General features: G+C 42.1%; 11 protein-coding genes and 1 pseudogene. 7 read left to right on the forward strand and 5 right to left on the reverse strand.

The features are described from left to right. Positions 1-37: 37 nt before the first annotated feature. The 3 genes from secA (at position 38) to IE104_RS01515 (ending at position 5,060) form a co-directional block, all read left to right on the forward strand. On the forward strand, positions 38-2,785 hold the full coding sequence (gene secA / locus IE104_RS01505) for a preprotein translocase subunit SecA (RefSeq protein WP_189415404.1): 2,748 nt from the start codon (positions 38-40) through the stop codon (positions 2,783-2,785). Between the two features lie 104 nt (positions 2,786-2,889). Then, on the forward strand, positions 2,890-4,110 hold the full coding sequence (gene argJ / locus IE104_RS01510; RefSeq protein ID WP_189415406.1) for a bifunctional glutamate N-acetyltransferase/amino-acid acetyltransferase ArgJ: 1,221 nt from the start codon (positions 2,890-2,892) through the stop codon (positions 4,108-4,110). Between the two features lie 8 nt (positions 4,111-4,118). Next, a complete protein-coding gene (locus tag IE104_RS01515; RefSeq protein WP_189415408.1) occupies positions 4,119-5,060 on the forward strand; it encodes a Nudix family hydrolase in 942 nt (313 codons plus the stop codon). Between the two features lie 13 nt (positions 5,061-5,073). Here IE104_RS01515 and yacG read toward each other — a convergent pair whose 3' ends face one another. From yacG to pilB, 5 genes are read right to left on the reverse strand one after another with little or no spacing between them, the layout of a single operon-like run. Further along, positions 5,074-5,280, reverse strand: coding sequence for a DNA gyrase inhibitor YacG (gene yacG, locus IE104_RS01520; protein WP_189415410.1), 207 nt, complete (start codon positions 5,278-5,280; stop codon positions 5,074-5,076). Between the two features lies 1 nt (position 5,281). Continuing rightward, the gene (gene coaE, locus IE104_RS01525; RefSeq protein WP_189415412.1) at positions 5,282-5,884 is read right to left on the reverse strand and encodes a dephospho-CoA kinase; all 603 of its coding nucleotides are present in this window, start codon (positions 5,882-5,884) and stop codon (positions 5,282-5,284) included. Between the two features lie 16 nt (positions 5,885-5,900). Continuing rightward, the gene (locus IE104_RS01530; protein ID WP_373298479.1) at positions 5,901-6,806 is read right to left on the reverse strand and encodes a prepilin peptidase; all 906 of its coding nucleotides are present in this window, start codon (positions 6,804-6,806) and stop codon (positions 5,901-5,903) included. Further along, positions 6,803-8,062 (reverse strand): type II secretion system F family protein, encoded by a 1,260-nt coding sequence (locus tag IE104_RS01535; RefSeq protein WP_189415416.1) that lies wholly within the window; start codon positions 8,060-8,062, stop codon positions 6,803-6,805. The genes IE104_RS01530 and IE104_RS01535 overlap by 4 nt, the downstream gene beginning before the upstream one ends. Before the next feature lie 3 nt (positions 8,063-8,065). After that, entirely contained in the window at positions 8,066-9,787 is a 1,722-nt protein-coding gene (gene pilB / locus IE104_RS01540; RefSeq protein WP_189415418.1) for a type IV-A pilus assembly ATPase PilB, read from the reverse strand. Between the two features lie 488 nt (positions 9,788-10,275). Between pilB and IE104_RS19170 the strand changes: the two are divergent. From IE104_RS19170 to IE104_RS01555, 4 genes and pseudogenes are all read left to right on the forward strand, one after another. After that, a pseudogene (locus IE104_RS19170) lies at positions 10,276-10,369 on the forward strand (pilin); the annotation flags it as partial. Positions 10,370-10,395: 26 nt separating this feature from the next. Next, on the forward strand, positions 10,396-10,713 hold the full coding sequence (locus IE104_RS01545) for a pilin (protein WP_229837791.1): 318 nt from the start codon (positions 10,396-10,398) through the stop codon (positions 10,711-10,713). A gap of 81 nt (positions 10,714-10,794) precedes the next feature. Continuing rightward, positions 10,795-12,705, forward strand: a complete 1,911-nt coding sequence (locus tag IE104_RS01550) for a tetratricopeptide repeat protein (RefSeq protein WP_189415422.1) — start codon at positions 10,795-10,797, stop codon at positions 12,703-12,705. Positions 12,706-12,742: 37 nt separating this feature from the next. Continuing rightward, positions 12,743-13,621 (forward strand): glycosyltransferase family 2 protein, encoded by an 879-nt coding sequence (locus IE104_RS01555; protein WP_189415424.1) that lies wholly within the window; start codon positions 12,743-12,745, stop codon positions 13,619-13,621. Positions 13,622-13,624: the final 3 nt, after the last annotated feature.

Below are 13,624 nucleotides of genomic sequence, written 5' to 3' on the forward strand. Positions count from 1 at the left end.
ATTTATCCTTTTCGTTTTGTTATTGATGGTAAAAGAAATGTTAAACAAGTTGTTGAAATCTATATTCGGTTCAAAAAATGATCGCGAACTCAAGCGCATGGGCAAAAATGTTGTTCGCATCAACGCCTTGGAACCGGCAATGCAGGCGCTTACCGATGAGCAATTAAAAGCCAAGACCCAGGAATTTCGTGACCGTTTCCAAAAAGGCGAAACTCTCGACGATTTGTTACCAGAAGCATTTGCGGTTGTGCGCGAGGCGAGCCGCCGCGTTATGAACATGCGTCACTTCGATGTGCAATTAATTGGCGGTATGACCTTGCATGAAGGCCGTATTGCAGAGATGCGTACAGGTGAAGGTAAAACCTTGGTTTCAACTTTACCAAGTTATTTACATGCGCTCGCGGGTAAAGGCGTGCATGTTGTTACGGTGAATGATTACCTTGCCAATCGTGATGCTAATTGGATGCGTCCTGTGTATGAATTTTTAGGGATGAGTGTGGGTGTAATCTTGTCGATGCAACCATCCGAAGTTAAACGCGAAGCTTACGGCGCGGACATTACTTACGGTACTAACAACGAATATGGTTTTGATTATCTGCGCGATAACATGGCGTTAAACAAAGCCGATAAAGTTCAGCGTCCATTGAATTTCGCTGTAGTAGATGAAGTTGACTCCATCCTTATTGATGAGGCACGTACGCCTTTAATTATTTCAGGCCATGCTGAAAATAGCTCTGAAATGTACAAGCGCATGCATGTTTTAGTTAGCAAATTAAAACAGCAAATCGATAATGGTGAAGATGGTGATCGTAAAGTCATTACCGAGCCGGGCGATTTTTCTGTCGATGAAAAAAGCCGTCAGGTTGAATTAACCGAGCAAGGTCATCAGCACGTTGAAGATTTGTTAGTTAAAGCCGGTTTATTAAAAGAAGATGAAAACCTGTACGCCGCAAATAATTTAACTTTGCTACATCACGTAGGTTCTGCGTTAAAAGCACGTGCACTTTTCCATCGCGACGTTGAATACATCGTGCAAGAAAATCAGGTTGTCCTTATCGACGAACATACTGGCCGCACTATGCAAGGTCGTCGTTTGAGTGAAGGCCTTCACCAGGCAATCGAAGCGAAAGAAGGCGTTGCAATTCAAAGCGAGAGCCAAACACTGGCGTCTACTACCTTCCAAAATTATTTCCGTTTATATCCGGTGCTCTCTGGGATGACCGGTACGGCAGATACGGAAGCTTATGAATTTCGGGAAATTTACGGTTTGGATGTGGTTGTTATTCCAACCAACAAACCTAAACAACGTATCGATTTAAACGATTTGGTGTTTTTAACCGTTGAGGAAAAATATCAATCTATTGTTAAAGATATTAAAGCTTACCAGGAAAAAAATGCGCCGATTTTAGTCGGTACCGCCTCCATTGAAACATCTGAAGAAATGTCGCGTCGGTTAAATGCTGCAGGCATTACGCATCGCGTACTCAACGCAAAATTCCACGCGCAGGAAGCTGAAATTATTGCGCAAGCGGGCCGCCCGGCAACTGTAACTATCGCTACCAATATGGCTGGTCGTGGTACTGATATTGTGTTGGGTGGTCGTTGGGAATCTGAAGTTGATGCGCTCGCCTCTTCAAATAATGGACAAGGGCCTTCCCCCGAACAAATTGAAGCGATTAAAGCCGAGTGGAAAAAGCGTCATGAAATTGTGATCAACGCGGGCGGTTTGCACATTATTGGTACTGAGCGCCATGAATCGCGCCGTATTGATAACCAATTGCGCGGTCGTGCCGGTCGTCAGGGTGACCCGGGTTTAACGCGTTTTTATTTATCACTTGAAGATAACCTGATGCGTATTTTCGCATCGGAGCGTGTGCGTGGTTTCATGCAAGCCTTAGGTATGGAGAAAGGCGAAGCTATTGAACATCGCATGGTTAACAATGCCATTGAAAAAGCCCAGCGTAAAGTTGAAGGCCGCAACTTTGATATTCGTAAGCAGCTGCTTGAGTTCGATGATGTTGCTAACGATCAACGTCAAATTATTTATCAGCAACGTAATGAGTTATTAGAGGCTGATAACATTCGCGACACTATCACTGCGATTCGTGCAGATGTAGTAAATGAATTGTTGCTCAATCATATCCCACCGCAATCTATCGAAGACCAATGGGATATTCCCGGTCTGGAAAAGCAAATCGAAATGGATTTTGGTTTGCAGCTTCCTATTGCGAAATGGTTGGAAGAAGATACTCATTTGCACGAAGAGAGTTTGCGTCAAAAAATTATTGATGAAATCCAAGCTGCTTATGATGCGAAATGTGAGCGTGTTGGTGACATTCTGTTGGAAATTGAAAAGCAAGTAATGCTTCAGGTTCTGGATAACTGCTGGAAAGAGCAATTGGCAAGTATGGATCATTTACGCCAAGGCATTAATTTACGTTCATATGCGCAGCGTAATCCAAAGCAGGAATACAAGCGCGAATCATTTGAATTGTTCCAAAGCATGCTGAATAACGTGAAACGCGAAACTGTACATTTGATGGCGCGTGTTGAACCCATCACACGTGAGCAAATGGAGGCTATGGAACAGCAGCGTCGCGAAGAATTGGCGCGTCAAAAAATGCAGTTGCAACATGAGCAAGCTGCATCCTTGACAGAAGCCATGCCGCAGCCAAAGTTAACTCAGGCTCCAATAATTCGCGAGGGCCGAAAAGTTGGCCGTAACGATCCCTGCCCATGCGGCTCGGGTAAGAAATTTAAAAGTTGTCACGGTGCTTTAGAATAATTTTCAAAGCATTACTGAAGAAATTGAAAAAGAGATGTTTGGCATCTCTTTTTTATGAGAGTTGGTTTTGAATACTCTTAATCATTTAACTTGTGAGAAAAATTATGGCCGTAGGTGAATACCCATTTCCCGTTATGCATCCTGTCAAAGGTGTAAAGTTAACTGCTGTTTGTGCTGGAATTAAAAAAGTTAATCGCCGTGACGTGGTTTTGTTCGAGTTAGCGGAAGGCAGCAACGTAGCCGGTGTATTTACAAAAAATGCATTTTGTGCGGCACCAGTTACGGTTTGTCGTGAGCATTTAAGTAAAGCACCTATTCGCTTTTTAGTTATAAATTCGGGTAATGCTAATGCTTGTACCGGCGAGCAAGGGTTACTTGATGCAAAAGCAACTTGCGCTGTTATTGCACAAGCAAAAGGTGTAAAAACAGAGCAGGTTTTACCTTTCTCGACGGGAGTAATTGGCGAACCTTTACCTGTGGCGAAAATAATTGCAGCAGTTCCAGAAGCTTTGGCTAAAGCTAATGAAAATGGATGGGATGACGCTGGCGCAGGTATTATGACAACCGACACGCGACCAAAAGGTTTTAGTGAACAGTTTGAATTTGAAGGCAAAACCATTACGGTGAATGGTATTGCAAAAGGCGCAGGTATGATTAAGCCTAACATGGCAACTATGTTAGGTTACATCGCAACCGATGCAAAAATTTCCCAAGTGTTATTGCAACAACTCGCGCGTGAAGCTGCGGATAAATCTTTCAACCGCATTACGATTGATGGCGATACCTCTACTAATGATTCGTGTATTTTAATCGCCTCAGGACAAGTAGATTTGCCAGAAATTACTGAAGCTAGTGGTGCACTTTACGAAAAACTCCGCGCTACTATTTTGGCCGCGCACGTTCATCTTGCAAAAAGTATTGTGAGCGACGGCGAAGGTGCGACTAAATTTGTGACAGTCGCGGTAAGTGGAGGAGCCACTCGCGATGAGTGTTTGGATGTGGGTTATGCAGTTGCACATTCACCGTTAATTAAAACGGCACTTTTTGCATCAGATCCAAACTGGGGGCGTATTGTTGCTGCAATTGGATATGCAGGTTTGAATAACCTTGACGCTACCAAAGTTGTTGTACATTTGAATGATGTGCTTATTGTTCAGAATGGCGGTCGTGCAGCTAGCTACACCGAAGAGCAAGGCCAAAAGGTCATGAGCGGTTCGGATATTTCAATCAATATTAATTTGAACCGAGGAAGCTTTGCAGAAACTATCTGGACAACAGATCTTTCGTATGAATATGTTCGCATCAATGCAGACTACAGGTCATAGGTTTTAATTTGTCTCGCATAGTTCATGTTGCTGTTGGTGTGATTGTTGGAGCAGACGGCACAATTCTTATCGCCAAGCGCCCTGATAAAGTTCATCAGGGCGGCTTGTGGGAGTTTCCCGGTGGAAAAGTAGAGCAGGGTGAAACCTTGTTTGATGCTTTAAAGCGAGAGCTATATGAAGAGCTTGCGATTGAAATATTATCTACTGAACCTTTGATAAAAATTCACCACGATTATGGCGATAAAGTTGTTTTGTTAGATGTTCATAAGATCACCGCGTTTACCGGCGAAGCCAAAGGCAACGAGGGGCAACCTATAGCTTGGGTTGCACCTCAGAGCTTATATCAATATGAATTTCCCGCTGCTAATCGACCTATCGTCAACGCAATTAATTTACCTACTCGATTGCTGATTACGGGTGAATTCGAAGGTTTGGATGATTTTTCTGTACGTATTGAAGGTGCACTTCAGCGCGGCATAAATTTAATTCAATTGAGAGTTAAAGAATCTGAATTGAGTTCTTCTTTAATTAATTGTGCATTTGAGCTTTGTGAGCGCTATTCTGCGACTTTATTAATTAATACTAATCCCGCTGAATATAAAAATATCGCATCGGCAAAAAACAAGTTGGGGTTGCATTTGAATTCAGAAAATCTTTTGAGTTGCAGCAGTCGCCCTGTTGCTGAGCATATTTGGTTAAGCGCTTCTTGCCACAATCAAACGGAAATTGATCATGCGCAAAAAATTGGCGTGGACTTTATTTGTTTATCACCTGTGTTAGCGACTCAATCGCATCCTGAAAAATCGGGGGTGGGATGGTTAAAGTTTGAAGCGCTCGCGGAAGGGGCAGCCGTTCCCATATTCGCACTAGGTGGGATGAAAGAATCGGACTTAGCAATTGCTCTTCAAAAAGGTGCTCAAGGAATAGCTGCAATTACTGAATGGTGGTAGTTCAGTTGTAAATTTAATAGTCGTCGTTTTTTTCTTCAGAATTTATATCCAAAGAATCTCCCGCAATTTTATGATTTTCACTTGCCCATTCGCCAAGATCAATTAAGCGGCAACGGTCGCAGCAGAATGGCCTGTAGGGAAAATCGTCATTCCATAACACAAGTTTCTTGCACGTAGGGCAATTAAGTTTAATTGGCTCGGAATCAGAAATTGTATGCATCTTAGTTTTTCATGTGTTGCGCTAATTCAAGGTAGCGAGCGTGCAGTAGTTGCACTTGCTGTTCCAGTTCTTCCAGGTCGCCATGGTTATGAATAATGTCATCTGCTTTGGCTATGCGAGTTGAACGATTCATTTGGGTACCCATAATTTTCTTTATTTGTTCGGTGTTGCTTTCGTCACGCAAGGTTGCACGGGCGAGTTGTAAGTTTTCCTCTGCATCAACCACCAAAACTCGATCAACTAGTTCATGCTGAGTAGTTTCGAGCAACAGTGGAGAGGAAAGGATTGTGTAGGGGCTTTCGCTGTGAGTCAGTTGTGCAATAATCTCTTTGCGAATGATGGGGTGAAGTAAGTTTTCCAACCAGGCTTTTTCAGAAGGATTTTCAAAAATTAATGAACGAAGCTTTTTTCGATCCAAGCTTCCATCTTGCGAGAGAATATCTAACCCAAAACGTTCAGCTATTGCTTGAAGTGAAAAACTGCCCGGCATGACTACTTCCCGCGCAACAATATCAGCATCAACAACCCTAATCCCCAATCTCTCAAATCGTGAAGATACTTCGGATTTGCCGCTACCTATGCCTCCGGTTAGTCCAACAATCATTTTTCTGGATTCACACTTATCGATGGCCAAAGGCGTAGCTCAAATAGAGCTGATTAATATCTTGTCCCCACATAAGCGCAATCCAACCAGCAATGGCCAAATAGGGTCCGAAAGGAATAGGAATATTTTTATCTCGCCCGCGGATAATAATCATACTAACGCCAATGACTGCGCCGGCCAAAGCGCTCAACATAATAATTTGCAATAGCATTTGCCAACCGAGCCAAGCACCTAACGCGCCAAGTAATTTGAAGTCGCCAAAACCCATGCCCTCTTTACCCGTTAATAATTTAAATAACCAGTAAACAGAAAACAACGAGAGATAACCGCCAATTGCGCCCCATAGAGCGCTATCGAGCGAGGTAAATAAACCAAAATAGTTTGCAATCAAGCCCAACCACAAAAGAGGTAAGGTGATACTGTCGGGCAAGAGCTGCGTATCAAAATCGATCATGGTAAGTGCGATAAGGCACCAGGTAAAAAAGAGGCAAGCTAATCCCGCCCAAGTTGGGCCGAAAGTGTATATAGCTACTGCAGAAAAAATTCCGGTAACAGATTCTATGATGGGATATCGTGAAGAAATAGATGTTTTACAGGCTGAACATTTGCCGCGCAAAAATAAATAACTGATAACAGGAATATTTTCCCACGGTTTAATTCGGTGTCCGCATGATGGGCAAGTAGAACTGGGCGTTATTAAATTAAATTTTTCAGGTGTACTTTCTTTTTTTGCATCCTCTTTAATGTTTTCGGCACCTAAAAATTCAATACATTGCGCACGCCACTCTCGTTCCATCATTTTTGGTACACGGTATATCACGACGTTTAAAAAACTACCTACTAATAGACCTAAAATGCCTGCGCTGATTATGCCTAGTAGTGGATATAACTCTAAAGCTTTTACAATATCCGACACTTTTATACCACTTGGCCGAGTTGGAAAATTGGTAGATACATAGCGATCATCAAACCGCCTACAAGAACCCCGAGAACAGACATAATCAGCGGCTCTAACAGCGACGTTAGGCTATCAACCGTATTATCGACGGCTTCTTCGTAATAGGTGGCAACCTTATCTAGCATTGCGTCCAAAGCACCGGACTCTTCGCCGATCGAGGCCATCTGGATTAAAAGGGTAGGAAAAATACCACGGCTCTTGATTGCCACATTTAATTGAATACCGGTAGAAACATCTTCACGAATTTTTATAATGGCATCTGCGTAAATCTTATTGCCAGCTGCGCCAGCAACAGATGTGAGTGCTTCAATTAGGGGAACACCTGCTGCGAAAGTGGTAGATAGTGTTCTCGCAAAACGGGCCATTACAGAAAGGTAAATAATTTGGCCAATAACAGGTATCTTTAAAATATAACGATCCACGGCATAAGCAAAAGCTTTGGAGCGACGTACGGCTTGTTTGAGCGCAATTAGGCCAGCAATAATGCTGAACAATATTATCAACCAATAGGCTTGCACAGTTTCTGATAAACCAAGAACAAATAAGGTAAATGCAGGTAGCTTGGCACCGAAGCTGCTGAATGTTTCTGCGAATTGAGGCACTACTTTTATTAATAAGATGGCTGTTACGATTAAAGCTACAACCACAACCGCTATAGGGTAACTGAGTGCCTTTTTAATTTTTGATTTTAATTTTTCAGTCTTTTCTTTGTAGGTTGCAATTCTGTCTAACATGGTTTCCAATGCACCGGCCTGTTCACCAGCATCTACCAGATTACAAAAAAGCTCATCAAAATATTTGGGATGCTCGCGCAATGATGCAGCGAAGCCACCACCTGCGGCCACGCTGTCACGAATTGTTAATACTAATTTTTTAAGGCCGGCTTTCTCTAATCCATCTGCAACAATATCGAAAGCTTGTACTAATGGGACACCAGCCTTCATCATAGTTGCCATTTGGCGAGCAAAAACAGCTATGTCCATTGGTGAAATGGAGCCGCCGCCTTCACCAAATAAAGGTTTAGATTTTCGAGAGACGGATTTAGCAGAAATTCCTTGCTTCAATAGCTGGGCTTTAGCGAGAGCAGGGCTTGTGCTATTAATTTCCCCTTGTACTTGGGTTCCCTTTTTATCTACACCTTTATATACATAAGTGCTAGATACTGTTGCTGCCGATTTGACAGGTGCCTTTGTTTTTTGGGTGGTTGCACTGGTAGCCATAGGTTAATCCTTGGTGACTCGGTTAGCCTCTTCAAGGCTGGTTAACCCCATTGCTACTTTGCGCAATGCGGATACACGTAGATTATTAAAGCCTGCTTCTTTAGCAACTCTTGCAATTTGCAATGAGTTACCCCCCTCCATTATAAGGTTGGCTATTGCGGGGGTGATGCGAACTACTTCATAAACACCTAGCCGCCCCTTGTATCCGCCGTTGCAGTTTTGACAACCTACGGGATGGAATAACTGGAACTCAGCTCGGGGAATTCCTATATCGTCGAAACCCTCTTCAGTAAGGATTGCAGGAGGAATATCTGTGGCTGGCTTTTTACAGACGGTACATAAACGACGTGCAAGGCGCTGAGCAATAATCAAGCTAACACTGGTTGCAATATTAAAGGCTGGAACCCCCATGTTCATTAAGCGGGTTAAGGTTTCAGGGGCGCTATTGGTATGGAGTGTTGATAAGACTAAGTGACCTGTTTGGGCTGCTTTAATTGCGATTTCTGCTGTTTCAAGGTCACGAATCTCACCCACCATTACAATATCCGGATCTTGGCGGAGGAAAGAGCGCAGGGCTTCTGCAAATGTAAGACCTACTTTCTGGTTCATCTGAACCTGGTTGATACCCTCGAGGTTAATTTCAACTGGATCTTCTGCTGTCGAAATATTCAATTCGGGGGTATTGAGGATATTGAGGCCTGTATATAGGGATACTGTCTTACCGCTACCTGTTGGTCCGGTTACCAGAATCATGCCTTGTGATTGAGCCAATGCATCCAGGTACAATTTCTTTTGGAAGTCTTCGTAACCCAATGCATCAATACCTAGCTTGGCTGAACTAGGATCGAGAATACGCAATACAATTTTTTCGCCAAAAAGAGTGGGTAGGGTGTTTACACGGAAATCGATAGCACGCGTTTTAGATACTTTTAATTTGATACGCCCGTCTTGCGGTATGCGGCGCTCTGAGATGTCCATTTGCGACATGACTTTTAAACGAGCCGCCATTCTTCCGGCTAGGTTCACAGGAGGCTTTGTCACCTCATGCAGAACACCATCGGTTCGAAAACGGACACGGTAAGATTTTTCGTAGGGCTCAAAATGTATATCCGAAGCGCCGCCTTTAATGGCATCTAATAATACCTTGTTAATATATTTTACAATGGGAGCTTCATCGGCGTCCGAGTTCCCATCGTCCTTATCTGTATTTGTATCAGTGGTTTGTATATCGAGATTATCTAGGTCGGCATCATCCAATCCGCCTAGGGCATCATTAAGGTTTTCTTGAGCTGTAAGAAATTTCTCAATAGTAGCCGCTAGCTTATCTGCTTCTACTAAAACCGCATCTGTATTTAGGCCTGTATTGAACTTGATTTCATCAAGGGCGTGTAAGTCTGTGGGATCAGCTACAGCTAAAAATAATCGTGTGCCCCGTTTAATAATGGGAAGTGCGTGATGCTTACGAATAAGTTTTTCATCTACCAGCTTTTCAGGAATCGCATCCCTACTAAGTGCATCTAAATCAAATAATGGAGCGCCGAACTCTTCTGATGCCGCTCTGGCAATGGTACGGGCGTCCAATAGGCCATTAACTACAAGATGCTGTACAAAAGGTGTCTTTTCTTTGGCAGATTGAGCCAAGGCTTTTCGGGCTACTTCCGAGTCAAGCAAATTATCCGCAACCAAACGACGCGCAAGGCCATTTAAATGGGTGGGGGTATTCATGCGTGGCCGCTCCTGCCGATCATTCGGCGTTATCAATTTTTAGATTTATAGAGAGTGCAACTTAATTAAGCAATAAACTTAACTGTAAACGATAACTCACTGTAATTTCTACAATTCTGACCAAAAATGTAGTATAGGCCAGATTTGTCGGCTGCTGATTAAAAGTTAAATTTAAATGTTGTGTTGATATGCTTATGACAAAAAATGTCACTTTGTTCGGTTGGTTGTCAGTTGCTTATCTTGTTGAGTGATTATCAAGAGCCAATTTTCATCTCATGGTTGAGATATACGTTGCGTCTATTCCATAGGTGTTACCGTTGGCAACCTATCCCAGGTGTTAAAGTGTGATCTGGCGCGCCATTTCGGTTTGTTGTGTGTGTGGCGCACAAATTGGATAATAGCTGGTACGTCAATTGCTTTAGACTAATAGAGTTGAGAGTTTGGCAACCTAACATAACTTAAATCCTTGGAGATTCATTATGAAAGCAATGCAAAAAGGTTTTACCCTTATTGAATTGATGATCGTGGTAGCGATCGTTGGTATTTTGGCTGCAGTAGCATTACCTGCTTACCAAGATTATATTTCTCGTTCGAAAATCACCGAGCCAGTGAGCCTGCTTGATGGCCTTAGAACAGATATTAATGGTTTCTATACCGATAAAAATAGACTCCCCACTTTGGCCGAGCTGACTAACTATGCCGGCGCCAAGGCTATTGATGGCAAATTTACCTCTACAATTGCGGGTTCTACTGGGGGTATTTTCATTGCAACGGTTAAAAACTCTGCTGGTTCTAATATTGGAAGCAAAACAATTAAAATGAGCTTTTTCACCGTTGGTGGTGTGATTAAGCACACATGTGGTAAAAATGCCACTGACCCAGTTCCTCAGAAGTATATGCCATCAGAATGTCGCGATGGGTACTAATAGTACATCTAGCGCATGATTCTGTGAGGCCCAGCAAGCTATTTGCTGGGCTTTTTTTTGTTTGTTATAAAGGTGGGGCAGTTGCAAAATATCAATATATCCACAAGGTTGATGTTGTTCATATGTATTTTGTTGTTAAGTCTGGGTGCAATTTTTTCTCTTTATGCTCCTGGGCTAACAGGTAAATTTGTATTAGATGATTACGGCAACTTACCCCCGCTTTTTGACTCCCTGAAATCGAGTGGCTTTTGGTACGGTGTTGTCGGTGGCAACTCTGGACCATTGGGTAGGCCTCTCTCGCTTCTAACCTTCGCTTTGCAGGTTGATTCTTGGCCTAATCCTTATTACTTCAAGCTTGCCAATATTGCTATTCACCTCGCTAATTTTATTCTTATCTTTTTTTTAATCCGCTTGCTGGCTCCTTATTTTTCAACGAGGTTGAAATCGAATAGTTACAACCTATTTGCTATTGCTATTGCCTTAGTTTGGGCGATTTTACCCATACATGTTTCTACAGTTTTATACGTCGTTCAGAGGATGGTTCTGCTCAGCACATTTTTTATGCTGTTAGGACTTGTTGTATATGTTATTGCAAGAGATTGTTGGATCCACGGGCAATATGGGCGAGCGCTACTTGGGTTCTGTTTTACGCTGCTAATGGCGGCCTTAGCTATTCTTAGTAAGGAGAGTGGCTTGTTGATTTTTGCCTTCTTGATATGCATTGAACAATTGTTAAGCTCAAAAAAGCCAATTTCGAATCCTTACCTGAAGAGAGGCATTTACATTATCCTCTGTGTTCCCTTGGTGCTTTTCTGTTTTTATTTGATTCATATTAAATTCGTCGAAGGTTACAACGTCCGGCCATTCACGTTAAGTGAACGCGTGTTGACGGAAGCAAGGGTTCTTTGGATATATATTCAGCAAATTATGCTCCCCAAACCCGCTGATCTTGGTCTCTACCATGATGCATTTGAAGTTTCACGTAGTCTATTAGAGCCTTTAAGCACACTATTTTCATGTTTGGCTTGGCTAATTGTCTTCGTTACTTTGGTGTGGGCTGCGGTGAAAAAAAAGGTGCAAATATTCTTCCCGATGCTGTGGTTTTTTTCGGGGCACCTAATGGAGAGTACCGTAATAGCCCTGGAGATATATTTTGAGCATCGTAACTATTTGGCTTCGCTCGGCATTGTTCTGCTGATTTGCTTTATTGTTTTTAATCTGTTTGAAAAGGTGCACAGCGCAGTTTTAAAATATATATTTGTTGGCGTAATGTTGATATATGTTGGAATTATTACGATTGTTTTGCAAATGCAAACAAGGCTATGGGGCAACCCAGCGTTATTTAATTATGTGCATGCCACGGAGAGGCCAAGCTCTATAAGAGCCAGGGCATTACTTGTTGATTTTTACCAAGAGCAAGGAAAACCTAAAGAGGCCTACAAAGCGCTTGAGGATATTGAACGGGATTTTCCTGATGAGCCAGCGTTGTACTTTTTAAAATTGCAGTTTCTTTGTGTATACCCCAGCTGGGTTAAAAGCCCAAGTGTAGATAGTTATGCAACTTTATTGCAGTATGGAGCTTTCTCGAATGGAGCATTTAAATCTATAGAGGATTTGGTGGACTTCAAAAGCAATAAACAGTGTGAGTCAGTAAGTTACGAACTCTTGTTGAAATCCGTAAGAATTTTAAAACTAAATAAACAGTATGCACATAAATACTATTTCTTAGCGCGATTTGAATCCTTATTATATCTACAGATGAGGGATTTGAATGGCGCTATTCGCGCATTAGAATCAATTCCCAACCGGGGATATGATGACGCTGCTAGTTATGCTCGTTTGCTGGCTTCTGCGGGAAGCTTTGATGCAGCTCTGAGAGCAGTTGATGCTGCGCGCAAGGTAATAGGTAATGGAATTGCTATGCAGAAGCGCAGAGATGAGCTTAATGAACTTGAATCGGTTATTCAAGATGACATAAAGGCGTCTAAATAAATCCACGTACTTACAATAAATGTGTAGGCCATCACATATGCAGCTCCTTAGTATTGTTATACCAACCAAAAATGAAGCTAAAGGATTAAAAATAATTTTACCTGAACTAAGAGGTTTATATCCTTCCTCTGAAATAATAGTGGTTAATGATGGATCTACTGATGAAACTAATAAGGTTGCAGAGCTATTTGACGTGAATATTATTAATCATCCATACAGCAAAGGTAATGGTGCAGCAATAAAAAGTGGGTTGAGGGTTGCAAAGGGCGATGTTATTGTCTGCATGGATGCAGATGGACAACATTTGCCACGAGACATAGAAAAATTACTTAAAAAAATCGATCAAGGTTTTGATATGGTAGTGGGCGCCCGAAATAAAAAAGGACAAGCAAATATTGGGCGAGGGTTTGCTAATAAACTTTATAATTATTTTGCAAGTTGGATGGTGGGGCATAAGGTTGAAGATTTGACATCTGGCTTCCGTGCAGTTAAATCTAATAAATTTCGCGAGTTTTTAACTCTATTACCCAATAAATTTTCATACCCAACAACTATAACGATGAGTTTTTTTCGTGCAGGTTATTCAGTTGGTTATGTCTCCGTCGATGTTCAGTCTCGGTTGGCTGGAACACAAAGCCATATTCGTTTGTGGCAGGACGGTATAAGGTTTTTGCTCATTATATTTAAGATAGGTACTCTTTTCTCTCCCCTTAAACTCTTTTTTCCCATTAGCTTAAGCTTTTTTATAACGGCAGTTTTTTATTATGCGTACACCTTTATAGAAACTGGCCGCTTTACAAATATGTCTGCACTTCTATTTACAACATCGGTAATTGTGTTTTTGATGGGACTTATTTCCGAACAGATAACATCGCTTATCTATAAGGAAACGAATAGTTCCAGCGATAAGCGCTAACCT

It is taken from the genome of Cellvibrio zantedeschiae (assembly GCF_014652535.1).
Taxonomy (GTDB): domain Bacteria; phylum Pseudomonadota; class Gammaproteobacteria; order Pseudomonadales; family Cellvibrionaceae; genus Cellvibrio; species Cellvibrio zantedeschiae.

Coding starts and splice junctions, on each gene's coding strand:
- IE104_RS01535 (WP_189415416.1), bottom strand. CDS start 8,062: ATGGCTACCAGTGCAACCACCCAAAAAACAAAGGCACCTGTCAAATCG.
- coaE (WP_189415412.1), bottom strand. CDS start 5,884: ATGATTGTTGGACTAACCGGAGGCATAGGTAGCGGCAAATCCGAAGTA.
- pilB (WP_189415418.1), bottom strand. CDS start 9,787: ATGAATACCCCCACCCATTTAAATGGCCTTGCGCGTCGTTTGGTTGCG.
- yacG (WP_189415410.1), bottom strand. CDS start 5,280: ATGCATACAATTTCTGATTCCGAGCCAATTAAACTTAATTGCCCTACG.
- IE104_RS01555 (WP_189415424.1), top strand. CDS start 12,743: ATGCAGCTCCTTAGTATTGTTATACCAACCAAAAATGAAGCTAAAGGA.
- argJ (WP_189415406.1), top strand. CDS start 2,890: ATGGCCGTAGGTGAATACCCATTTCCCGTTATGCATCCTGTCAAAGGT.
- secA (WP_189415404.1), top strand. CDS start 38: ATGTTAAACAAGTTGTTGAAATCTATATTCGGTTCAAAAAATGATCGC.